Annotated in this window: 27 protein-coding genes; 23 read left to right on the forward strand and 4 right to left on the reverse strand. The window is 69.1% G+C overall.

Going from position 1 to position 20,928, the window contains the following annotated elements; all coding sequences use genetic code 11:
* Positions 1 to 52 precede the first annotated feature (52 nt).
* Positions 53 to 1,213 (reverse strand): glutamate--cysteine ligase, encoded by a 1,161-nt coding sequence (locus tag DEA06_RS02520; RefSeq protein ID WP_116646359.1) that lies wholly within the window; start codon positions 1,211 to 1,213, stop codon positions 53 to 55.
* Between the two features lie 193 nt (positions 1,214 to 1,406).
* Here DEA06_RS02520 and rpsP point away from each other — a divergent pair, with 193 nt between their 5' ends.
* The 4 genes from rpsP to trmD are packed head-to-tail and all read left to right on the forward strand — an operon-like array spanning position 1,407 to position 3,425.
* The gene (gene rpsP / locus DEA06_RS02525) at positions 1,407 to 1,820 is read left to right on the forward strand and encodes a 30S ribosomal protein S16 (protein ID WP_116646360.1); all 414 of its coding nucleotides are present in this window, start codon (positions 1,407 to 1,409) and stop codon (positions 1,818 to 1,820) included.
* A 4-nt stretch (positions 1,821 to 1,824) separates the two neighbouring features.
* A complete protein-coding gene (locus DEA06_RS02530) occupies positions 1,825 to 2,055 on the forward strand; it encodes an RNA-binding protein (protein WP_116646361.1) in 231 nt (76 codons plus the stop codon).
* Positions 2,048 to 2,719: a ribosome maturation factor RimM gene (rimM, locus tag DEA06_RS02535; protein WP_116646362.1), complete on the forward strand. Its 672-nt coding sequence runs from the start codon at positions 2,048 to 2,050 to the stop codon at positions 2,717 to 2,719. Before DEA06_RS02530 ends, rimM begins: the two co-directional genes overlap by 8 nt.
* A 1-nt stretch (position 2,720) precedes the next feature.
* Positions 2,721 to 3,425, forward strand: coding sequence for a tRNA (guanosine(37)-N1)-methyltransferase TrmD (trmD, locus tag DEA06_RS02540; RefSeq protein ID WP_116646363.1), 705 nt, complete (start codon positions 2,721 to 2,723; stop codon positions 3,423 to 3,425).
* 11 nt (positions 3,426 to 3,436) lie between these two features.
* On the opposite strand, the gene map is transcribed toward trmD, so the two are convergent.
* A complete protein-coding gene (map, locus tag DEA06_RS02545) occupies positions 3,437 to 4,219 on the reverse strand; it encodes a type I methionyl aminopeptidase (RefSeq protein ID WP_116646364.1) in 783 nt (260 codons plus the stop codon).
* A 134-nt stretch (positions 4,220 to 4,353) separates the two neighbouring features.
* On the opposite strand from map, the gene DEA06_RS02550 reads away from it, so the two are divergent.
* The 10 genes from DEA06_RS02550 (at position 4,354) to DEA06_RS02595 (ending at position 12,075) form a co-directional block, all read left to right on the forward strand.
* Entirely contained in the window at positions 4,354 to 4,842 is a 489-nt protein-coding gene (locus DEA06_RS02550; RefSeq protein WP_116646365.1) for an MFS transporter permease, read from the forward strand.
* Between the two features lie 158 nt (positions 4,843 to 5,000).
* Entirely contained in the window at positions 5,001 to 5,351 is a 351-nt protein-coding gene (gene rplS / locus DEA06_RS02555) for a 50S ribosomal protein L19 (RefSeq protein WP_116646366.1), read from the forward strand.
* 158 nt (positions 5,352 to 5,509) lie between these two features.
* Positions 5,510 to 6,268: a signal peptidase I gene (lepB, locus tag DEA06_RS02560; RefSeq protein WP_116646367.1), complete on the forward strand. Its 759-nt coding sequence runs from the start codon at positions 5,510 to 5,512 to the stop codon at positions 6,266 to 6,268.
* A gap of 22 nt (positions 6,269 to 6,290) precedes the next feature.
* Positions 6,291 to 6,950 (forward strand): ribonuclease HII, encoded by a 660-nt coding sequence (locus DEA06_RS02565; RefSeq protein ID WP_116646368.1) that lies wholly within the window; start codon positions 6,291 to 6,293, stop codon positions 6,948 to 6,950.
* Between the two features lie 48 nt (positions 6,951 to 6,998).
* A complete protein-coding gene (locus tag DEA06_RS02570) occupies positions 6,999 to 7,322 on the forward strand; it encodes a DUF2469 family protein (protein ID WP_116646369.1) in 324 nt (107 codons plus the stop codon).
* A 102-nt stretch (positions 7,323 to 7,424) separates the two neighbouring features.
* The gene (locus DEA06_RS02575) at positions 7,425 to 7,787 is read left to right on the forward strand and encodes a YraN family protein (protein ID WP_116646370.1); all 363 of its coding nucleotides are present in this window, start codon (positions 7,425 to 7,427) and stop codon (positions 7,785 to 7,787) included.
* The gene (locus DEA06_RS02580) at positions 7,784 to 9,313 is read left to right on the forward strand and encodes a YifB family Mg chelatase-like AAA ATPase (RefSeq protein WP_116646371.1); all 1,530 of its coding nucleotides are present in this window, start codon (positions 7,784 to 7,786) and stop codon (positions 9,311 to 9,313) included. The genes DEA06_RS02575 and DEA06_RS02580 overlap by 4 nt, the downstream gene beginning before the upstream one ends.
* Entirely contained in the window at positions 9,313 to 10,500 is a 1,188-nt protein-coding gene (gene dprA, locus DEA06_RS02585) for a DNA-processing protein DprA (RefSeq protein WP_116646372.1), read from the forward strand. Before DEA06_RS02580 ends, dprA begins: the two co-directional genes overlap by 1 nt.
* Positions 10,501 to 10,551: 51 nt before the next feature.
* A complete protein-coding gene (locus DEA06_RS02590; protein ID WP_116646373.1) occupies positions 10,552 to 11,451 on the forward strand; it encodes a tyrosine recombinase XerC in 900 nt (299 codons plus the stop codon).
* A gap of 27 nt (positions 11,452 to 11,478) precedes the next feature.
* Positions 11,479 to 12,075: a DUF3060 domain-containing protein gene (locus DEA06_RS02595; protein ID WP_116646374.1), complete on the forward strand. Its 597-nt coding sequence runs from the start codon at positions 11,479 to 11,481 to the stop codon at positions 12,073 to 12,075.
* On the opposite strand, the gene DEA06_RS02600 is transcribed toward DEA06_RS02595, so the two are convergent.
* Complete coding sequence (locus tag DEA06_RS02600) at positions 12,076 to 12,582, reverse strand: M23 family metallopeptidase (protein WP_116646375.1); 507 nt, start codon at positions 12,580 to 12,582, stop codon at positions 12,076 to 12,078.
* 348 nt (positions 12,583 to 12,930) lie between these two features.
* Between DEA06_RS02600 and rpsB the strand changes: the two genes are divergently transcribed.
* The 9 genes from rpsB (at position 12,931) to DEA06_RS02645 (ending at position 19,731) form a co-directional block, all read left to right on the forward strand.
* Positions 12,931 to 13,917: a 30S ribosomal protein S2 gene (gene rpsB / locus DEA06_RS02605; RefSeq protein ID WP_116646376.1), complete on the forward strand. Its 987-nt coding sequence runs from the start codon at positions 12,931 to 12,933 to the stop codon at positions 13,915 to 13,917.
* 114 nt (positions 13,918 to 14,031) lie between these two features.
* Positions 14,032 to 14,859 carry a translation elongation factor Ts gene (tsf, locus tag DEA06_RS02610; protein ID WP_116646377.1) on the forward strand — a complete coding sequence of 276 codons (828 nt, stop codon included), beginning with the start codon at positions 14,032 to 14,034 and terminating at the stop codon, positions 14,857 to 14,859.
* A 97-nt stretch (positions 14,860 to 14,956) separates the two neighbouring features.
* The gene (gene pyrH / locus DEA06_RS02615) at positions 14,957 to 15,676 is read left to right on the forward strand and encodes a UMP kinase (RefSeq protein ID WP_116646378.1); all 720 of its coding nucleotides are present in this window, start codon (positions 14,957 to 14,959) and stop codon (positions 15,674 to 15,676) included.
* A 73-nt stretch (positions 15,677 to 15,749) separates the two neighbouring features.
* On the forward strand, positions 15,750 to 16,304 hold the full coding sequence (gene frr / locus DEA06_RS02620; RefSeq protein WP_116646379.1) for a ribosome recycling factor: 555 nt from the start codon (positions 15,750 to 15,752) through the stop codon (positions 16,302 to 16,304).
* Between the two features lie 8 nt (positions 16,305 to 16,312).
* Positions 16,313 to 17,356 carry a phosphatidate cytidylyltransferase gene (locus DEA06_RS02625; RefSeq protein WP_205781200.1) on the forward strand — a complete coding sequence of 348 codons (1,044 nt, stop codon included), beginning with the start codon at positions 16,313 to 16,315 and terminating at the stop codon, positions 17,354 to 17,356.
* Between the two features lie 2 nt (positions 17,357 to 17,358).
* A complete protein-coding gene (locus tag DEA06_RS02630) occupies positions 17,359 to 17,931 on the forward strand; it encodes a DivIVA domain-containing protein (protein ID WP_116646380.1) in 573 nt (190 codons plus the stop codon).
* A 59-nt stretch (positions 17,932 to 17,990) separates the two neighbouring features.
* On the forward strand, positions 17,991 to 18,704 hold the full coding sequence (locus tag DEA06_RS02635; protein WP_240606776.1) for a transglycosylase SLT domain-containing protein: 714 nt from the start codon (positions 17,991 to 17,993) through the stop codon (positions 18,702 to 18,704).
* 12 nt (positions 18,705 to 18,716) lie between these two features.
* Entirely contained in the window at positions 18,717 to 19,004 is a 288-nt protein-coding gene (locus tag DEA06_RS02640) for a hypothetical protein (protein ID WP_116646381.1), read from the forward strand.
* A 1-nt stretch (position 19,005) separates the two neighbouring features.
* Positions 19,006 to 19,731 (forward strand): alpha/beta fold hydrolase, encoded by a 726-nt coding sequence (locus DEA06_RS02645; RefSeq protein ID WP_116646382.1) that lies wholly within the window; start codon positions 19,006 to 19,008, stop codon positions 19,729 to 19,731.
* Between the two features lie 6 nt (positions 19,732 to 19,737).
* On the opposite strand, the gene DEA06_RS02650 is transcribed toward DEA06_RS02645, so the two are convergent.
* Positions 19,738 to 20,838, reverse strand: a complete 1,101-nt coding sequence (locus DEA06_RS02650) for an AI-2E family transporter (RefSeq protein ID WP_116646383.1) — start codon at positions 20,836 to 20,838, stop codon at positions 19,738 to 19,740.
* Between the last annotated feature and the right edge of the window lie 90 nt (positions 20,839 to 20,928).

The raw sequence follows: 20,928 nt of genomic DNA on the forward strand, positions 1-20,928 counted from the left end.
TTCGTCGGCGCCATCTCCTGCTTTCGGCGCAGGGAGGGGCGGACGCTGCGCGCTACAGCGATGACAGCAGGTGCTCGCGCAGCGTGGGTCCGCCCCGGAACTCGCGGATCAGGTGCTGCACGACCTGGCGGAGATCGCCGTCGGCCGCGTCGGCGACCGCGATCTGGCGCGCGGAGCTGCCGCCGGTGGCGAGGATCGTCTGCAGGCCCTCGAACTCGCGCGCGCACTTGAGCTCCGACGCGACATCGCGCAGCCGATCGATCGTCTCGTGCAGGTGCTCGACGACGGGCTCTTCGCGTCCGTCCGCGTCGACGATGACCCTGGCGTCGAGCCCGTAGCGTGCCGCTCGCCACTTGTTCTCCCGGGCGAACCACGGCTGGATGCGGGGGAGTTCCCGCCCTTCGTCGAGATCGCGCGAGAACTGCTCGACCAACGTCTGGACCAGCGAGGCGACGGCGGCAAGCTCGGGAAGGGTCGACATGCCGTCGCAGGCACGCACCTCGATCGTTCCCCAGCGCGGCGCAGGGCGGATGTCCCATCGCACCTCGGACGCATCGGCCATCACGCCGGTGCGCGCCATGTCGTCGAGATAGCCCTCGAACTGCGCCCAGTCGTCGAGCGGCCAGGGGAGTCCGGCCGTCGGGAGCTGTTGGAAGACCAATGCGCGATTCGATGCGTAGCCGGTGCGCTCGCCCGCCCAGAACGGACTGGAGGCCGAGAGCGCCTGCAGATGCGGCAGGTAGGTCGTGAGGGCGGCGATGATCGGCAGCACCTTGTTGACGTCCTCCACGCCGACGTGGATATGGATGCCCCAGATCATCATGTTGCGCCCCCACCATTGGGTGCGCTCGATGAGGCTCTCGTACCGGGTCTTGTCGGTGACCTGCTGGTCGTACCACTGCGCGAAGGGGTGGCTGCCGGCGCAGAGCAGCTCCAGATGGCGCGGCTCGGTCTCGGCCCGGACGGCGGCGATCGCGTCCGCGACGTCATCGACGGCCGCGGCGACCGTGTCGCCGATACCGCTCGTGATCTCGACCGTGTTCGTCAGGAGCTCGCCCGTGACGGTGAAGCGCTCGAGCGCCGTGGAGTCCTCCAGCGCATCCAGGATCTCGGGCGCGCGCGGGACGAGGTCGCCCGTATCCGCGTCGGCGAGCATGAGTTCCCACTCGATCCCGACCGTCGAACGGGGGGATGTCGCGAAGGGCACCGTCATGGCCACATTCTGACATCCCGTGATCCGCGAGCCGTCGTTTCGCGGCACGCGCCGTCATCTGGCAGAATAGAGGGTCGGACCCGGTACTCGACCCTCTATCCAGTTCCCGGTCCACCTATTTGAGCTTCCGCCGGGTGTGCACCCCACTCTCCAGGCGTTCGGTTCGTTCGCTTTCCACACATTCAGGAGAATCGTGGCTGTAAAGATCCGTCTCAAGCGCCTGGGCAAGATCCGTGCGCCGTACTACCGCATCGTCGTCGCCGACTCGCGCACCAAGCGCGACGGCCGTGTCATCGAAGAGATCGGCAAGTACCACCCCACCGAGGAGCCCTCGTTCATCGAGGTCGACTCCGAGCGCGCGCAGTACTGGCTCGGCGTCGGCGCTCAGCCGAGCCCGCAGGTGCTCGCGATCCTCAAGATCACCGGCGACTGGGGCACCTTCAAGGGCGACGCGAACGCGACGTCGACGCTGAAGACCAAGGCCGAGAAGGTCCCCTTCGAGGTCGACTCCTCGAAGAAGTCGGTCATCAAGCCCAAGGCCGACAAGCCCGCCGCGGCCCCGGCCGACGCTGAGGGCGACGCCGACGCGGCGTCCGCCTCCGAGTAAGCCGTTGCTCGCCGCCGCGCTCGAGCACGTCGTCAAGGGGATCGTGGATCACCCCGACGCCGTGTCCATCCGTTCCTCCACGTCGCCTCGCGGTGACGTGCTGGAGGTGCACGTCCACCCCGATGACCGGGGTCGCGTGATCGGGCGCGGCGGACGCACGGCCAAAGCCCTGCGGACGGTCGTCGGCGCTCTCGCCGACGGTCGCCGCGTGCGGGTCGACGTCGCCGATGACTGACGTGCCCGCCGAAGGCCGCGCGCACTCCCCGCGTCCGGCCCGCACCCAGCTGCGCGTGGGTCGCCTCGTCAAGGCGCACGGGCTCAAGGGTGCCCTCAAGATCGAGCTCTACACCGACGACCCCGACGGTCGTTTCGCGCCAGGGTCGACCTTCACGCTCCAGGTTCCCGAGTCGTCGCCGTGGCACGGCAAGCCGCTCACCGTGCGCGAGTTCCGCTGGATGAACAGCCACCCGGTCGCCTTCTTCGAGGGCGTCGACGACCGCAGCGGAGCCGAAGAGCTGGTTCGCGCCATCCTCTGGATCGACGAGGATGCTGAGTCCGCCCCCGTCGAGGACGACGCCTGGTACGACCACCAGCTGGTCGGCCTCGACGTCGTGCGTGACGGTGCCGTCGTGGGCCGCGTGATCCGCGTCGATCATCTCCCCTCGCAGGATCTGCTCGCCGTGCGCCCCGCGGGCGCCGCCGACGACGAGATCCTCGTCCCCTTCGTGAAGGCAATTGTGCCCGAGGTCGACATCTCCGCGGGGCGCGTCATCGTGACCCCTCCGGCAGGTCTGTTCGAGGAGCTCGAGTCCGACGAATCCGAGACGGCCGCCGGCAAGGCCGACGTGGCGGAGCCGGCGGCGACCGAGTCCTCCGAGGGCGACGACACGGACCGCTGACGTGCGCATCGACGTCGTCACGATCTTCCCCGCCTTCTTCGACGCTCTCGAGGTATCGCTCCTCGGCAAGGCCCGCGGCGCGGGCATTCTCGACGTACGTGTGCACGATCTGCGCTCCTGGGCGCACGATCGTCACCGGACGGTGGACGACACGCCCTACGGCGGCGGCGCCGGCATGGTGATGAAGCCCGAGCCCTGGGGCGCAGCGCTGGATTCGATCGTGGCGGATGCCGGCGACGACCCCACGGCGCAGCATCCGGTCATCATCTTCCCCTCGCCCGCGGGGGAGGTCTTCACTCAGGCCACGGCTCGCGAGCTCGCCCAGGAGTCCCACCTCGTGTTCGGCTGCGGTCGCTACGAGGGGATCGACGAGCGTGTGTTCTCGTACGCGGAGACGATCGGCCGCGTGCGGCTCGTGAGTCTCGGCGATTACGTGCTCAACGGGGGAGAGGTGGCGTCGATGGCGATGATCGAGGCCATCGGCCGTCTCGTGCCGGGCGTCGTCGGCAACCCGGCGAGCCTTGTCGAGGAATCGCACGAGGACGGCCTGCTGGAGTACCCGTCGTACACGAAGCCCGCTTCATGGCGCGAGCGGGAGGTGCCGCCGATCCTGCTCAGCGGCAATCACGGGGCGATCGCCGCGTGGCGTCGCGAGCAGCAGATCGAGCGGACGCGCGAGCGTCGTCCCGACCTGCTGCCCGAGTAGCCTTCCGCGCGTCAGTCGACGCCGAGGAACGAGCGGTCGGTCAGGACGATCGGGCCGTCGGACGTCATGGCCACGGTGTGCTCGGCGTGCGCCCCGCGTGAACCGTCGGCGCTGCGCAGGGTCCAGCCGTCTGCGTCGGTGACGAGCTTGTCGGTGGTGGCCAGAAACCACGGTTCGAGTGCGACGACCAGCCCCTCGCGCAGCGGGTACCCGCGTCCGGCTTTTCCGTCGTTGGGCACATGAGGATCGCCGTGCATGACCCGGCCGACACCGTGGCCGCCGAAGTCGGTGTTGATCGAGTAGCCGTCCGCATGGGCGACGGCGGCGATCGCTGACGAGATGTCGCCGATCTTCTGGCCCACCACAGCCGCGTCGATGGCGGCGGCGAGGGCGCGCTCGGTGGTGTCGATGAGGGCGAGGTCCTCGTCGCGCGGGGTTCCGACGACGAACGAGACCGCGGAATCGGCGACCCATCCGTCGATCGCGACGGCGAAGTCGAGCGAGACCAGGTCGCCGTCGCGGAGGGCGTAGTCGTGGGGGAGCCCGTGCAGCACGGCGTCGTTGATCGATGTGCAGATGACTTTGCCGAACGGGCTCGCGCCGAACGAGGGGTGGTAGTCGATGTAGCAGGACTCTGCGCCGGCGCGCCGGATCAGTTCGTGCGCGCGGCGATCGATGGCGAGGAGGTTCGTGCCGACCTTGGTGTCATCGCGGAGTGCGGCGAGCGTCTCGGCGACGAAGCGACCCGCCGGGCGCATGGCGTCGATCTCGGCCGGGGTGCGCAGTTCGATCATGGGTGTCCTTTCGACCGCTCTATTCTTCCGCGACACGACCGTGCGACCTATTCGTCACGGCGCGAATCCGAGAGGATGCTTCGGGCTCGCCCTGCAACGGCAGAGACGTCGAGACCGCCGCGTAGCATCGAAGCATGTGGCTCCGACGGCTGTTCTTCCACTGGCTCTTCCCGGCTGCCGTGGTGCTGCCCCTCTGGCTTCTCGTCGGGTGGGGTGTGTTCCAGGCGGGCGGGCTCGCCTTCCTCTGGGTGCTGTTCATCGCCGCCCCGTCGGTGCTGGTCGGGCAGACCGTGCTCGCTCTGCTCGTCCGCTCCCGCGGGAGCGTTCGCGCGGAGCGCGCCGTGTCGTGGTGGGACGTCCTGGCGTTCTCGGTCTGGCACGCGCTGATCATCGCGACGGGATTCTTCTCGTCGTGGTTCGCTCTCTCGCTCGTCCTGGCGATTCTCGCGGCGGTGGGGGTCTTCTGGGCGAGCGTCGCGCAACTCTGGCGCGAGAGCCGGGCATCGGTCATGCTCCTGCGCACAGCTGACGGCACCGGGTACATTCCGCCGACGCGGCCGTCGTCCACCCCGAGAGCAGATCCGACGGTCGTCGTCCTCGAGGAGCGCCCTCACCAGTCGTAGGGGGTTTTGGACCGCTGCCGCATCCATGGCAGAATAGACGTTTGTGTCCTGACCGGTTCTGCCACAGGGGAACCCGCCGCATTCGCGGCACGGACGCGTCATCCCATTCTTGAACACATCATGCTGTCGACCTGTGGCGGCCGCAGGAAGAGACGATCATGCAGATCCTCGACGCAGTCGACGCGGCTTCGCTCCGCACCGACATCCCGACCTTCGCCCCCGGTGACAACGTGAAGGTCCACGTCAACATCACGGAGGGCAACCGCTCCCGTATCCAGGTCTTCCAGGGCATCGTGCTCGGCCGCTCCGGCGACGGTGTTCGCGAGACCTTCACGGTCCGGAAGATCAGCTTCCAGGTGGGCGTGGAGCGCACCTTCCCCGTGCACAGCCCCGTGATCGACCACATCGAGGTCGTCACGCGCGGTGACGTGCGTCGCGCGAAGCTCTACTACCTCCGCAACCTCCGCGGCAAGAAGGCCAAGATCAAGGAGAAGCGCGACGCTCGCTGAGTCGCTTCTCTCGAACGCCCCGGGCTGATGCCCGGGGCGTTCGTCGTACCCGTCCGACATCGGTCGAGATGGGCGGTCCGGTGCACCGCAGGCGGCGGAGCGTGTGCGAACCTTGTGTGTGCGGTTCCCGAACGGCGGCGAGCCGAGTGAGGCATCCCATGAGCAGTGACCAGGCCGCCCCCGCCGACGAAACGGCCCCCGTTCTGGCGGAGGACAAACCGCGTCGTGGATGGTTGACGTTCCTGCGAGACGTCGTGGTCATCGTTCTGATCGCGCTGCTGGTGTCGTTCCTCGTCAAGACCTTCCTCGTGCGTTCGTTCTACATCCCGTCGGCGTCGATGAATCAGACGCTGATCGAGAACGACCGCATCCTCGTCGATGAGATCACCCCGCGCTTCGGCGGGTACGACCGTGGTGACGTCGTCGTCTTCCGCGATCCCGGCGGCTGGCTCGAGAAGGCGGCCCGGGTGCCCGTCTCGCCCTTCACCGAGAGCGTGGAGTGGGTGCTCTCGCTCGTGGGCCTCGCGGCCCCCGACAGCGACGAGCACCTGATCAAGCGCATCATCGGCGTCGGCGGCGACCACGTCGTCTGCTGCAACGCCCTCGGGCAGACGACGGTGAACGGGCAGGCGATCGACGAGACCGCCTACCTGAACCTCCTCCCCGGCAAGACAGCGCCCGATGTCATGGAGTACGACGTGACGGTGCCCGACGGCTCGATCTGGGTGATGGGCGACAACCGCGACAACTCGCAGGACTCCCGCTTCCACCAGGATCAGCCCGGGGGAGGGTTCGTTCCCGTCGACAACGTCGTGGGTCGCGCGTTCCTCATCACCTGGCCCTTCGACCGCTTCGGGCTGATCGACTTCCACCACGAGGTGTTCGCGGGGGTGCCCGCGCCGGAGGCCGCGCCGTGACGCTCCCCCCGGAGACGGCGTCGTGACCGTCATCGAGCCGCGTCTGACGCTGGAGCGTCGGCTGCTCAAGGACTACCCCCTGGTGATCGCCTGCGACGAGGTCGGGAGGGGCGCCCTTGCGGGTCCTGTCGCCGTCGGTGCTGCGGTCGTCGATCCCGCTCTGTCACGCACACGCATCCCGGCAGGGCTGCGCGACTCCAAGCTGGTTCCTGAACCCCGGCGTGCCGACGTCGCCGCTCGCGCGGCATCGTGGGTGTCGGAGAGCGCGGTGGGGTGGGCGAGCTCGGTCGAGATCGACGAGATCGGGATCATGGCGGCGCTCGGTCTCGCCGCCGTCCGGGCGCTGGCCGACCTGCGCGCACACGGGGTCGTGCCCGAGACGGCGATCGTGATCCTCGACGGCAACTACGACTACATCACCCCCGCCGGTGCCCAGGGGCTGCGTGTCACGCCGATCATCAAGGCAGACCGCGACTGCGCCAGCGCTGCCGCCGCCTCCGTGATCGCCAAGGTCGCGAGGGATGCGCTGATGGTGACGCTGCACGACGACTTGCCCGCATACCAGTGGGCGCGGAACAAGGGATACGCGAGTCTCGACCACCGCGAGGCGATATCCACGAACGGCCTCAGCGCCCATCACCGGCACTCCTGGGCCATCGCAGACGCACCGACGCTCTTCTGACCCCCCGCTGTGCCGGGCGCACGCGCGCGCCCGTAGGATGGAGCAACCATGGATGACGATGCTTTCGAGGACTATGACCGCGAACTCGAACTCGCCCTTTACCGGGAGTACCGCGACGTTGTCTTGCAGTTCCAGTACGTGATCGAGACCGAGCGGCGGTTCTACCTTGCGAACGAGGTGAACGTCGTTCGTCGCGATACCGAGCACGACTTCTACTTCGAGATCTCGATGACCGACGTCTGGGTCTGGGACATCTACCGGGCCGACCGGTTCGTGAAGTCGGTGCGCGTGCTCACGTTCAAGGACGTGAACGTCGAGGAGCTTTCGCGGCGGGACTTCCAGCTGCCCGAGGAACTCTCGCTCGACAGCTGACGCCGCAGCATCCGTTCCTCCCCAGGAGGCGGATCATCCGTTGCGCCCACAGCTCGTCGGAGAAGCCCCGTCTGAGCTCCCCGCTCCGCGCACCATGGGGGCATGGCAGCCAAGGACGATTTCGGACGCGCCGGTGAACAGCGCGCCGCCGACCACCTGATCACCCTCGGATACCGGATCATCGACCGCAACTGGCGGTGTTCCCAGGGGGAGGTCGACATCGTCGCCGTCCGCGAACGGACGCTGGCGGTGGTCGAGGTCAAGACCCGGCGGTCACTGGCGTTCGGTCACCCCCTCGAGGCCATCGACGACCGGAAGGCCACGCGGCTCTGGCGTCTCGCGGCAGCGTGGATCGCCGCGCACCCGCAGGAGGCCCGGGGGCGCAGGCTTCGTCTCGACGCGATCGCGATCACCGGGGCCGATCCCGCGACGGGCGTGCTCGAGCACCTGGAAGACGCGCTGTGAGCGTCGCACGCACTCTGTCGGTCGCGCTCAACGGCCTCGAAGGAGCGATCGTCGAGGTCGAGGCCGACCTGTCGGAGCAGACGCCGAAGTTCGTGATCATCGGCCTCCCCGACAAGTCCCTTGGCGAGGCCGTGCAACGCGTGCACAACGCCTGCGTGAACAGGGGCCTGGCGCTTCCGCGACGGCGCCTCACCGTGAACCTCTCTCCCGCCAGCCTGCCGAAACAGGGATCCGGCTTCGACGTCGCCATCGCTGTCGCGGCGCTTGCGACGGAACGTGAGATGGATGCGGCGGGCGTCGCGTCGACCGTACATCTGGGCGAACTCGGTCTCGACGGGCGTCTGCGTCCGGTCCCGGGCGTTCTCCCCGCAGTCGCGGCGGCGGCACGCGCCGGGATTCGACGTGTGGTCGTGCCTCGCGCCAACCTCGCGGAGGCCGAGCTCGTCGACGGGATCGAGGTGTGCGGTGCGAGCTGCCTCGCCGAGGTCGTGCGGTGGCACGGGCTCGACATCGACATCCCCGCGGTAGAGCCGGTGGCGCTGGCCCGCGAACACGTCTCCGCCGACGAGGTGCCGGAACTCGCTGACGTCATCGGCCAGCGCGAGGCGATCGACGCGCTGCTCGTCGCCGCGGCGGGAGGGCACCATCTGCTCATGAGCGGACCACCCGGCGCGGGCAAGACGATGCTCGCGCAGCGTCTCCCCGGCATCCTGCCTCCCCTCGACGAGGCCGCCGCGCTGGCCGTCGGTTCGGTGCGGTCGCTCTCGGGCGAGCCGGTGACCCGGCTTTCGAGGGTGCCACCCTTCGAGTCGCCGCATCACAGCACGAGCATCGCCGCGTTGGTCGGCGGCGGATCGAAGATCGTTCGTCCCGGCGCGATCGCCCGTGCGAGTGAGGGGGTGCTCTTCCTCGACGAGGCGGGGGAGTTCGCCTCGAGCGCGCTCGACGCGCTGCGCCAGCCTCTGGAGTCGGGGTCGATCGTCATCCATCGCTCCGGAATCACAGCCGCGTACCCCGCCCGGTTCCAGCTGGTCGTCGCCACGAACCCCTGTCCGTGCGGAAACTTCGCCGTGCCCGGGGCGGAGTGCGTCTGCCCGCCCCAAGCTATTCGGCGCTACTTCTCGCGGCTGTCCGGGCCGCTGCTCGATCGCATCGACATCGAGTTATCGATGCGACGAGTGGTCGTCGCCCGCAACGATCCTTCGCTCGGTGGGTCGATGACGACCTCCGCCGCACGCGAGAAGGTGGGCGAGGCCCGGGCGAGGGCAGCACTCCGGTTGCGTGACACCCCGTGGCGGCGCAACGCCGAGGTGCCCGGCTCGTGGTTGCGGCAGGGGCCGCTGGCCCCGGCCCCGGTGGTGAGGCGCCCGATCGACGCGGCGTTGCATCGGGGGATGCTGACGCTGCGGGGCTACGACCGCGTGCTGCGCGTGGCATGGTCGCTGGCTGATCTGGCGGGGCGCGGAGCCATCGACGTGGGCGACGTCGGTCGCGCGCTGTACCTGAAGAAGGGAGTGCCGGCGTGATGCGGATCGAGGTGACCGCCGCGTCCGCCCGTGCGGCGCTCTCGGGCGTGCGCGAGGTCGACGACGACGATGCGACGCTCATGGACGCCTTCGCTCGGTTGATCTGGGGGGTCGTCGTCGAGCCCGGCGACGGAGTGGCCGGACGCGTCGTGGAGCAGTGGGGCGCCGCCGAGGCTCTGCGGCGCCTGGTCGCGGGTCAGTCGTTGACGACGGACGGCATCGATGCGTCCGATCTGGCGAAGGGCCTCGCCCGGTGGAGAACCCGCGGCGACGCGACGGCTGTGCGGGCGGCCGTCGAGTCCGCGCGTCGGACGGGTGCTCGCCTGATCCTCCCCGGCGACCCCGGGTGGCCGGGCCGTCTTGCCGACCTCGGCGTCCACGGGCCGTTCGTGCTGTGGTCGCGGGGCGACACCGCGCTCGTCGCCGACGACCGGCGAACGGTCGCCATCGTGGGGGCGCGCGCAGCGACCGCCTACGGCGAACACGTGGCCGGGGAACTCGCGGCGGAGCTCGCATCGGCCGGGATCACGATCGTCTCCGGTGCCGCATACGGCATCGATGGCGTCGCGCATCGCTCCGCGCTCCACGTCGGTGGGCGGACGGTGGCTCTGCTGGCCGGGGGAGTGGATCGGCCCTACCCCTCGGGTCATGCCGCTTTGATCGATGCGACGGCGCGCTCCGGCGCAGTCCTCGCGGAGACCCCGTGCGGAACGCCCCCGACGAAATGGCGCTTCCTCGCGAGGAACAGGCTGATCGCGGCGCTGGCCGACGCGACCGTCGTCGTCGAGGCAGGTGTGCGCAGCGGTTCGCTGAACACCGCCGCGCACGCGGCCGCCCTCGGCCGGCCCCTCGGGGCCGTTCCCGGAGCGATCACGAGTGCGTCATCCGCCGGGTGCCATCGCGTCATCCGTGACTTCGACGGCGCGCTCGTCACGTGCGCTGGCGACGTGCGCGAGATGCTCGGCCTGAGCGACGCACCCACTCTGTCGTTCGATGAGACCCGCACCGATGAGATGACCCGTGTGCTCGACGCCATGAGCACCCGGCAGTCACGTAGCGCTGATGAGATCGCTCGGCGCAGCGGCATCGCACCTCAGGAGGCGGAAGGGTTGATCGCCCTCGCCGAGCTGTCGGGGCAGGCTCTCGAGCGGGCGGACGGGTGGCGACGAGCACCCTCCACCCGATGACGCGCCGACGCGGCACACCGCGGCGCCGGCAACGGAAGGCATGCTGGGCACATGGAATGGGAGCGAGCGGTGGAGGTCTACCTCCGTCAGCTGACGGAGGTGCGCCGACTCTCTCCCGCCACCGTCCGCGCCTATCGTTCCGATCTCGCCGACCTCCGATCTCATGTCGGCGACGTCGACCTCGATCGCATCGATCTCGAGGAGTTGCGCTCGTGGCTGTGGTCTGCGACCCAGGCCGGCTCGGCGCGGTCGACGATCGCGCGGCGAACGGCCACCGTCCGCGGGTTCTTCGCGTGGGCGGCCGAGCAGGGGCTGGTCGCCGTCGATCCGGCACTGCGTCTGGTGACACCCAAACGCGGTCGAACTCTTCCTCGCGTCGCGACGGCCGATGCACTGCGCGAGACCCTCGATGCCATGACGGACATCGCCGCCGAGGGCGACGCGATCGCGCTCCGCGACCACGCGATCCTCGAGCTGCTCTACGGGGCGGGGATGCGGGTCTCCGAGCTCTGTGGTCTCGATGTCGACGACGTCGACCGTGAACGTCGCACCGCGCGTGTGCTCGGCAAGGGGTCGAAGGAGCGCGTCGTTCCGTTCGGCGCTCCCGCGGGGCGCGCCGTCGATGCCTATCTCGTGCGCGGTCGTCCGGTGCTCGCCTCTCGTGCGGCGGCGGCCGGCAGAGCACTCCTGCTCGGTACGCGCGGCGGTCGAATGGGCGTCCGCAGCGTGTACGACCTCGTCTCGCGCACACTGGCGCCGCTCGTGGGAGCCAGCGTCGGCCCCCACGCCCTCCGCCACTCCGCGGCCACGCATCTGCTCGATGGGGGCGCCGACCTTCGAGCCGTCCAGGAGATCCTCGGCCACGCGAGTCTGGGAACCACCCAGATCTACACCCATGTCTCGAGCGAACGTCTGGCGGCCACGTACCGCCTCGCCCACCCCCGCGCCTGAACCGACCCCCGACGCTACGGTGGTGAAATGCGCACCCGAGCCCGTTCTCTCGCCGCCGCCCTCGCCCTCGTGAGTGCGCTCCTCGTGGCCGGATGCTCCGCGGTGCCGCAGCCCATCGTCACGCGCCTCCCTTCCGACGGCGCGCCGGCCGCCTCGGCCACGCCGTCCGCATCCGCCTCGTCGTCCGCATCCGGCACACCCACTACCTCGGCGAGATCCTCGTCGACCCCGTCGTCGTCGGTCGAAGACGCGGACGACTGCGGCGGTCAGGCGCGGACCATCACCGCGAGCGATCGAACCATCGTGCTGACCGGGCAGTGTCCGCTCGTTCGCATCGAGGGGAACGCGGTGGCCGTCGACGCTCGGGGAGCGAGCGTGGGCGCGGTGTCGGTCGCGGGAGACCGCATCGCCCTTACCGCCGAAGCCATCGGCGACACGACGGTCGACGGCAATGACGCGTCGCTGGAGGTTTCATCGGTCGGTGCTCTGACGATCCGCGGTGATCGCAACGCGGTCACCGCACCGGGTGGCGGGGGAGACGTGGTCGTCTCGGGCAACGACAACACGGTCACCGCTGCGGTGTCGAACGTCACGGTCGACGGACAACGCAACCGCATCGGTTGATCAGCAGCAGGGGAGCAGTACCGCGCGCGGCACGCCGCCGAGCAGCAGCATCGGGTTGATGTAGTTCCCATCGAGGCGCACTCCGAAGTGGAGCACCCCCGGCGGTGTGTGCCCGCCCTCGCCCTGAGCGGCCACGATGTCGCCTCCGAAGACGACGGAACCGATCGTCGCCCGCGGCTCGACCGGCTCGAGTGTCGTCACCAGGCCCCCGCCGTGGTCGATGGTCACCACCCCGCGCCCGGCCACCGGCCCGGCGAAGGCGATGATCCCCCCGGACGGTGCACGCACGGCACCCCCGTCCCACACCAGGTCGACCCCGCGGTGGCCCGGGCCGTAGGCGTGCGCGGGCGCGGCGAAGGGTTCGACGACCTGGACGGTGTCGACCGGCCAGCGCCATCCGAGCGCCGAGAGGTCGACCGTCTCGGCCGACGATGCATCGGCGGTGGCGATGAGTGCGACCGCGGCAGCAGCCGCCGCGATCGGCAGGAATGGGGCGCGTGTCGACATGCCAGCGAGCCTCGCCTCTCGGAGCGCCAGGGGAGCGGCCGCCGGTCACGCGGTGGTGAAGGTCTTGCCTTCGGCGGCCTGGGGAGGAGAGGCCGGTCCCGAGCGGTGGGCGTGCCCGGGAAGCGGGGCGCGCTGATAGAGTAGACGTTGCACCCCGTGTATCGGGGTGACTCCGCGTGCCCTCAGCGCTTCGTGGTTCTTCGAACCGCACCGCGCGGCATCCCGCACCCATCGGTCCCTGAGAAGTTTCAGGGTGGGTGCGCGCCGGGCACCAGGCCCGCCGCTCCTCCGGACCGGCGAGATCAACCGCAGACGGCGCGTGCGCGCGCCGAGAACAGGAGAACGGCCATGGCCGTCGTCACCATTCGCCAGCTGCTCGACAGCGGCGTCCACTTCGGACACCAGACCCGCCGGTGGAACCCGAAAGTCAAGCGCTTCATCCTCACCGAGCGCAGCGGCATCCACATCATCGACCTCCAGCAGTCGCTGACCTACATCGACAAGGCGTACGAGTTCGTCAAGGAGACGGTCGCCCACGGCGGCACCATCCTCTTCGTCGGTACGAAGAAGCAGGCGCAGGAAGTCCTCGCCGAGCAGGCGACGCGCGTCAACCAGCCCTACGTGAACCAGCGCTGGCTCGGCGGTCTGCTCACCAACTTCCAGACGGTCTCCAAGCGCCTCGCTCGCATGAAGGAGCTCGAGGAGCTCGACTACGAGAACCCGGCCGAGAGCGGCTTCACCAAGAAGGAACTCCTTCTGAAGAAGCGCGAGCTCGACAAGCTCCACAAGTCGCTCGGCGGTATCCGCAACCTGCAGAAGACCCCCTCGGCCATCTGGGTCGTCGACGCCAAGCGCGAGCATCTCGCCGTCGACGAGGCCAAGAAGCTCGGTATCCCCGTGATCGGCATCCTCGACACGAACGCCGACCCCGACGAGTTCCAGTACCCGATCCCCGGCAACGACGACGCGATCCGTTCGGTGAGCCTGCTCACGCGCATCATCGCCGACGCCGCCGCCGAGGGCCTGATCCAGCGCCACAACCCCACCGACGAGGCGGCCACCGAGGCCGAGCCCCTCGCCGACTGGGAGCGCGAGCTGCTCGAGCAGGGTGCTCCGGCGCAGTCGTCGGCCGACACCGAGAAGGTCGCCGACCTGGGTGAGGCCACGGCCGAGGCCACCGAGCTCGTCGCCGACGAGCAGGTCGAGACGACCGAGCGCGCCACCGAGTCGATCGCCGACGCCCTGGGCGCCGAGGCGCACGACGAGGCCGTCGCGGCCGCCGCCGGCGAGTCGACCGAAGAGGTCGCCGCCGCCGAAGCCGCCGACGCCAAGTAACCGGCGCTTTCCCCGCAGACGCTACGATCGGCGCGCCCGCCCTCCGACCCCGGTCGGAGCGGCGGGCGCGCCGGGCATCCGTCACCCACATACGAACCAAGGAGCCAGCACCCCATGGCAAACTTCACCATCGCCGACATCAAGGCGCTGCGAGAGCAGCTCGGCACGGGCATGGTCGACACGAAGAAGGCGCTCGAAGAGGCTGACGGCAACGTCGAGAAGGCCGTCGAGATCCTCCGTCTCAAGGGAGCGAAGGGCAACGCGAAGCGTGCCGACCGTTCCACGAGCGAGGGCCTTGTCGCCGCGCGCGAGCTGAACGGCAAGGTCACCCTCGTCGAGCTCGCCTGCGAGACCGACTTCGTCGCGAAGAACGAGCGCTTCATCGCCCTCGCCGACAAGGTCGCGGATGCTGCGGCCGCCGCCGCCGCGGACTCGGCCGAGGCGGCTCTCGCCGCCGACGCGAACGGCCAGACGGTCGACCAGCTCATCTCCGACGAGGCAGCGATCATCGGCGAGAAGGTCGAACTGCGTCGCGTCCGCACCCTGTCGGGCGACCACTTCGAGATCTACCTCCACAAGACGAGCAAGGACCTCCCGCCCCAGGTGGGCGTCGTCCTCGCCTACTCGGGTGACGACGCGGAGACCGCGCGCAGCATCGCGCAGCACGTCTCGTTCGCCAACCCGTCGTACCTCTCCCGCGACGACGTGCCCGAGGCCGACGTCGACAAGGAGCGCGAGATCGTCACCGAGATCTCCCGCAACGAGGGCAAGCCGGAAGCAGCTCTTCCGAAGATCGTCGAAGGACGCGTCAACGCGTTCTTCAAGCAGGTGTCGCTGCTCGACCAGGACTACGCGAAGGACAACAAGCTGTCCATCGCCCAGGTCGCGAAGAACGCCGGCATCACCCTGACCGACTTCGCCCGCTTCAAGGTCGGCGCGTAGCTCGTCTCCAGAGCCCGGGATGCATCAGCATCCCGGGCTCTTGTCTTGCCCGCGACATGCGCGCGGTACCTTTGAACCCGACGAGAGGACGACACCCGTGATCGATGAGAACTCCACCCGACGCAGGGTTCTGCTGAAGCTCTCCGGGGAGGCATTCGGTGGGGGGCAACTGGGGGTCAATCCCGACGTCGTGAGCCAGATCGCCCGCGAGATCGCCGCGGCCGTAGACCAGGTGGAGATCGCCATCGTCGTCGGCGGAGGCAACTTCTTCCGCGGCGCCGAGCTCAGCCAGCGCGGCATGGACCGCGGTCGTGCCGATTACATGGGCATGCTGGGTACGGTCATGAACGCCCTCGCCCTGCAGGACTTCCTCGAGCAGGCGGGTGCCGCCACGCGCGTGCAGTCGGCCATCTCGATGACACAGGTGGCCGAGCCCTACATCCCGCGCCGCGCCGTCCGGCACATGGAGAAGGGTCGCATCGTCATCTTCGGTGCGGGCGCCGGGCTTCCGTACTTCTCCACCGACACGGTGGCCGCGCAGCGCGCTCTTGAGACCGGTTGCACCGAGGTGCTGGTCGCGAAGAACGGGGTCGATGGCGTCTACACCGCCGACCCGCGCACGGATCCGACGGCGACCCGTATCGACCACATCACCTACATGGACGCCCTGCAACGCGGCCTGAAGGTCGTGGACTCCACGGCCTTCAGCCTCTGCATGGACAACCGGATGGATATGCGCGTGTTCGGGATGGAGCCCGCCGGCAACGTCACCCGTGCGCTGGTCGGGGAGCCGATCGGTACGCGCGTCTCGGTATGACGGTTCGTCGCGCCCGGGAAGCGCGCCGCACCGCCGTTAGAGTTATGGCACAGGTTTTACGAATGGAGTCACCGTGATCGCCGAAGTTATGGCCGATGCAGGAACGCGCATGGATCGCGCCGTCGAGGCGGCGAAGGACGACTTCGCCACCGTTCGCACCGGGCGGGCGAACCCGCAGATGTTCCAGAAGATCCTCGTGGACTACTACGGCACGCCGACGCCGCTCGCGCAGCTCGCATCGCTGAACAACGCCGAGGCTCGCACGCTCGTCGTGACCCCTTACGACAAGTCGGCGCTGAAGGCCATCGAACAGGCGATCCGCGACATGCCGAACCTCGGAGCGAACCCCACGAACGACGGCAACCTCGTGCGGGTGACGCTTCCCGAGCTGACGCAGGAGCGTCGCAAGGAGTACGTCAAGATCGTGCGCACGAAGGGCGAGGACGCGAAGGTGCACGTCCGCGGCATCCGTCGGAAGGCGAAGGATGACCTCGATGCGCTGAAGAGCGAGATCGGCGAAGACGAGATCGCCCGTGCCGACAAGGAGCTCGACTCCCTGACGCGTGCGCACGTCGACGCGATCGACGATGCACTCAAGCGCAAAGAAGCAGAGCTGCTCGAGGTCTGAGAATCCCCGTGACCGACGCCCCCGGGTCGGAAGGCTCTGAGCCGTCCGATCCTCCGATCAGCCGCCGTGAGAGCGGTGGGCTCCGACGCGCGCACAGCGCGGCCGATGCCCCCGCCACGACGGCGTCCGGCGCGCGTTCGGCGCGCGCGGAGTTCGAGACCCACGTCGCGCACGCGCGGGCGGAGTTCGAAGAGGCGAACGAGCGGATCAAGCAGCGCACGGGCCGTGATCTCATCCTCGCGATCGTCATCGGAGTTGCGATCGGCGTCGTCGTCGTCGCGTCGCTGATCTTCTTCAAGTGGATCTTCCTGCTGTTCGCGATCGGCGCGACCTCGCTCGGCGTCTTCGAGTTCGTCCGTGCTCTGCGAGCGTCGGGCCGCCGCGTCGACCTGATCCCGCAGCTGCTCGGCGGCGTGGTGCTGATGCTGAGCGGCTACTTCGTCGATCTCTGGTTGCACTGGGTGCTCACGGTGGTCGTCGTCGTCGTGCTGATCGTCTGGCGGCTCCTCGGGCAGATGTTCTCCCACGACGGGCGCACGTACGGCGCGGTTCTGTCCGACGTGCTGATCACCGGTCTCGTCGTCCTGTACGTCCCGTTCCTCGGGAGCCTCGCGATGATCCTGCTCAGCCAGGACGGCGGGGAGTGGTGGGCCCTCGCTTTCATCATCATCACGGTGGCCGCCGACACCGGCGCCTACGTCACGGGGCTGACGATCGGTCGGCACCCGATGGCACCGCGGATCAGTCCGAAGAAGACGTGGGAAGGTTTCGGCGGCGCGTTCGTGGCGGCGCTGATCGCCGGCGTGCTCCTGTCGCTGTACATGCTCGGCCTGCCGTGGTGGACGGGGTTGATCATCGGTGCGGTCATTCTGGGAACGGCCACGATCGGCGATCTCGGAGAGTCGATGGTCAAGCGAGACCTGGGCATCAAAGACATGAGCTCCTGGCTCCCCGGACACGGCGGAGTGCTCGATCGTCTCGATTCGATCCTTCCGTCGGCGACGGCTGCGCTCGCGCTCTTCTACCTCCTCTCACCTCTGGCGGTGTCCTGACGATGTCTTCCGAAGTCGATACGGCCGCGACCGAGTCGCCGTTCCCCGAGACGTTCGGGCGCCAGAAGGGGTACGAGAAGCGTGCCGTCGACGCGTTCCTCGCGCAGGCGCGAGCCGCATTCGAAGCCGATGAGCCCGGCACCCTGCGATCCGCGGTCGTTCGGGAGACCGCGTTCCCTCTCGTGAAGAAGGGCTACGCGATCGCCCCCGTGGACGCCGCGCTCGGAAGGATCGAAGACGCGTTCGCCGCTCGTGAGCGCGAGCAGGCCATGTCGCGGCGCGGAGCCCGCGCCTGGGTCGCCGAATCGCGTCAGACCGCGCAGGTCGTGCTCGATAGGCTCACCAGGCCCCGCAGGCATCGCTTCGACCGGGTCGGCGTGCTCCGGTACGGCTACCGCATCGACGAGGTCGATCTCGTGGCTGACAAGATCGCCCGCTACATCGCGTCGGGCGACCCCGTCACACCCGACCAGGTACGGGCGGTCGCTTTCCGCATGCAACGCGGCGGATACAGCGAGACGCAGGTAGACGCCGTGCTCGACGCCGTCGTCGAGGTCATGCTCGCGGTCGGGTGACCAGACGCGCCCCACGCGGGTGACAGCCCCGCTGCCCGCCCGTTAGACTCGACCGCATTGTGACTCCCGGCACCGACCTGACTCGCGCTTCTTCGCGCCGCCTCGCACGTCGGTCGGACGCGACGGTCGACGTCGTCTCGCCGGTGGCCTCCGTGCGTCCGCAGCCGCGCTGGTCGCGGCGTCGCGGTGTCCTGTCGGTCTTCGCCGGGTGCGCCGCACTGGCGTTCGCGGTCGCCTACGTCGGCCCTCTCGGAGGGGCGGTCGTCGACGCGCGAGCCGCGGAGTCGGACGGCGTCTCGCTCTACGCCGTCGCGATGGACGACGCCCAGTCGTTCGCGAGCGGGGCCGACGGCGCGGCGGCATCGCTCGACAGGGCGGGCTACTCCGTCTACGTGACCCCGAAGCCCACGCCGACCCCGACGCCGACTCCGAGTGCGAGCGCGTCGGGCGGCACATCTCCGCAGTCGATCTCCGCGCGCCCGCAGTACACCGGCGGCGGATCGGCCGCGGAGTGGATGGCCGCCGCGGGCATCGCCGAGAGCGACCGGGGCTACGTCGATTACATCGTGTCGCGCGAGAGCAGCTGGAACCCGAACGCCACCAACGCCTCGTCGGGGGCCTGCGGGCTCGTGCAGGCCCTGCCGTGCAGCAAGGTGCCGGGCAACGGCTACGACCCGGTGGACAACCTGCGATGGGCGACGGGATACGCCGAGGGGCGGTACGGCAGCTGGTCGGCCGCGTACGACTTCTGGACCCGCAACCACTGGTGGTGAGCGAGCCGCGTCATGCCCCGCTCACATCGCCGTCGTCCTGACCCCTCCTCGTCGGACGACTCCCTCGACCGTCTGATCGCAGGGTGGAAGCGCTCGGAGACCCGTCGCGGCGCCGAATGGACCGTTCAGCCCATCTCGGCGTCGAAGGCCGTCAAGGCCTACACCTGCCCGGGGTGCGGCCGCACGATCGCGGCCGGCACGGCGCACGTCGTGACCTGGCGCGCAGACGGCGTCCTCGGCGATGCTGCCGACCTCGCGAATCGACGACACTGGCACACGCACTGCTGGAGATTGGGCTGACATGGAGATCCGAGGACCGATCGTGCTCCCCGCGCGCCGCGAGGACATCGAATTGCAGACCTCCGACGGCCTCCGCCTCGTCGGAGAGCTCGCTCTGCCCGAAGACACCGCACCGGTAGCGACCCTCGTCACGCTGCATCCGTTACCCACGGCCGGCGGCTTCATGGACTCCCACATCATCCGCAAGGCTGCGGCGCGGCTGCCTGCCCTCGCCGATCTGGCGGTCCTGCGTTTCAACACCCGGGGCACCACCTCGCCGCGGGGGACGAGCGAGGGCACCTTCGACGGAGGGGTGGGGGAGAGGTTCGACGTCGCTGCGGCCATGCACGTGGTTCGCGAGCGGGGCCTGCCCCGACCCTGGATCGTGGGGTGGTCGTTCGGCACCGAGCTCGCGCTCAAGTACGCCCGCGAGCACGACATCGAGGGCATCATCCTGCTCTCGCCTCCGCTGCACCGGGCAACGCCTGAAGAGGTGGCCGCGTGGGCGGGTGACGACCGTCGCGTCGTGATCCTCGTCCCCGAGTTCGACGACTACCTGCGCCCGGCCGAGGCCGCCGAACGGTTCGCGTCGATCCCCGATGCCGAGCTGATCGCCGTCGAGGGCGGGAAGCACCTCTGGGTCGGCGAGGCGCAGACCGCGCGCGTGCTCACCGAGATCGTCACAGCGGTCAACCCGGGCGCCCTGCCGCTACCGACCGAATGGCCGGAGAACCCCGAGGCGTCCTGACCCGCGTCAGCGTTCGTTCTGCCTCGGAATGATCACCTGGCGGTAGATGATCAGGATGCTGGCAGCCACCGGGATCGCCACGAGCGCGCCGAGCAGCTGGCCGAGCGCCGCGCCGGCGAGGGCGGCGATCACGACGACCGCCCCGGGAATGGACACGGCGCGGTTCATGATGCGCGGCGAGACGATGTAGGCCTCGATCTGCATATAGACGAGGTAGTAGACCGCCGCGACGAGGGCGAGAGTCGGCGACTGGAGACCGAACAGGCCGCCCCCGCCGCCGAGCCCCGGGATCAGGCACGTCAAGACGATGATCGTCGAGCCGGTCAAGGTGCCCACGAGCGGGATCAGCGAGAAGAAGAAGGCGACGACGGCGAGCACGGCCGGGAACGGGGCGCCGATGATCGTCAGGAAGATCGCACTCAGCACGCCGTTGATGACGCCGAGGCTGATCTGGCCGATGACGTAGAAGCCGACCGAGTCGACGATCTGTTCGGCGAGGTCGATGAAGCGCGGACGCTTCGAGGCGGGAACGAGCTGATACACCGCGGACTTCAGCGACGGGGTCGAGGCGGTGAAGTAGATCGTCAGGATGAGCACGATGAACGCCCCTCCGAAACCGGTGATCACGGCGCCGAGGATCGCGATGATGCTGCCGCCGATCTCGCCGCCGATCGAGCCGACGTCGAGAGAGGTGTACCAGTTCTCGACGTATTGCCACGCCTGGTCGACGTTGATGCCCGGGAAGTTCGTCTGCACCCACTGCCGCACCTGTTCGACGATGTCGTCGAGGTTGCTCGTCTGAACGATGACGTCGATCTGACCGATGAGCTGCACGATCTGGTCGACGATGATCGGCACGACCGCGAGGATGATACCGGCGAAGACCGCGAGGACGCCGAGGATGGTGACGAGCACCGCCGCCCAGCGCGGCAGTCGGCGCTTCTCGAGCCAGCCGACGATCGGCTCGAGGCCGAGTGAGAGGAACAGAGCCGTTCCGACGTACAGCAGGATCGTCGAGAGTGCTTGGATGCTGCCGATCAGCAGAAGCCCGACGCCGACGCCCAGCGTCGCAACGAGCGCGACGCGGAACGGGTTGTGGATTTTCACGGTGCGCTGCTCCTGACTCGGACCGGTCGTTACCGGGGGTGAGGTCAGAATACGGCGCGGCGGGGGTGATTCGCGGAAGCGGGCCCATCG

The organism is Microbacterium sp. Gd 4-13 (assembly GCF_003095395.1).
Lineage (GTDB): Bacteria > Actinomycetota > Actinomycetes > Actinomycetales > Microbacteriaceae > Microbacterium.

What these genes read in the sequence shown, in the direction of transcription:
- DEA06_RS02630 (WP_116646380.1), top strand. Translation starts at nt 17,359, where the DNA reads ATGTCTTCCGAAGTCGATACGGCCGCGACCGAGTCGCCGTTCCCCGAG.
- map (WP_116646364.1), bottom strand. Translation starts at nt 4,219, where the DNA reads ATGATCGAACTGCGCACCCCGGCCGAGATCGACGCCATGCGCCCGGCG.
- rplS (WP_116646366.1), top strand. Translation starts at nt 5,001, where the DNA reads ATGCAGATCCTCGACGCAGTCGACGCGGCTTCGCTCCGCACCGACATC.
- lepB (WP_116646367.1), top strand. Translation starts at nt 5,510, where the DNA reads ATGAGCAGTGACCAGGCCGCCCCCGCCGACGAAACGGCCCCCGTTCTG.
- DEA06_RS02640 (WP_116646381.1), top strand. Translation starts at nt 18,717, where the DNA reads ATGCCCCGCTCACATCGCCGTCGTCCTGACCCCTCCTCGTCGGACGAC.
- DEA06_RS02645 (WP_116646382.1), top strand. Translation starts at nt 19,006, where the DNA reads ATGGAGATCCGAGGACCGATCGTGCTCCCCGCGCGCCGCGAGGACATC.
- dprA (WP_116646372.1), top strand. Translation starts at nt 9,313, where the DNA reads ATGCGGATCGAGGTGACCGCCGCGTCCGCCCGTGCGGCGCTCTCGGGC.
- DEA06_RS02520 (WP_116646359.1), bottom strand. Translation starts at nt 1,213, where the DNA reads ATGACGGTGCCCTTCGCGACATCCCCCCGTTCGACGGTCGGGATCGAG.
- DEA06_RS02575 (WP_116646370.1), top strand. Translation starts at nt 7,425, where the DNA reads ATGGCAGCCAAGGACGATTTCGGACGCGCCGGTGAACAGCGCGCCGCC.
- tsf (WP_116646377.1), top strand. Translation starts at nt 14,032, where the DNA reads ATGGCAAACTTCACCATCGCCGACATCAAGGCGCTGCGAGAGCAGCTC.
- DEA06_RS02570 (WP_116646369.1), top strand. Translation starts at nt 6,999, where the DNA reads ATGGATGACGATGCTTTCGAGGACTATGACCGCGAACTCGAACTCGCC.
- DEA06_RS02550 (WP_116646365.1), top strand. Translation starts at nt 4,354, where the DNA reads ATGTGGCTCCGACGGCTGTTCTTCCACTGGCTCTTCCCGGCTGCCGTG.
- DEA06_RS02595 (WP_116646374.1), top strand. Translation starts at nt 11,479, where the DNA reads ATGCGCACCCGAGCCCGTTCTCTCGCCGCCGCCCTCGCCCTCGTGAGT.
- rimM (WP_116646362.1), top strand. Translation starts at nt 2,048, where the DNA reads ATGACTGACGTGCCCGCCGAAGGCCGCGCGCACTCCCCGCGTCCGGCC.
- rpsB (WP_116646376.1), top strand. Translation starts at nt 12,931, where the DNA reads ATGGCCGTCGTCACCATTCGCCAGCTGCTCGACAGCGGCGTCCACTTC.
- DEA06_RS02600 (WP_116646375.1), bottom strand. Translation starts at nt 12,582, where the DNA reads ATGTCGACACGCGCCCCATTCCTGCCGATCGCGGCGGCTGCTGCCGCG.
- DEA06_RS02590 (WP_116646373.1), top strand. Translation starts at nt 10,552, where the DNA reads ATGGAATGGGAGCGAGCGGTGGAGGTCTACCTCCGTCAGCTGACGGAG.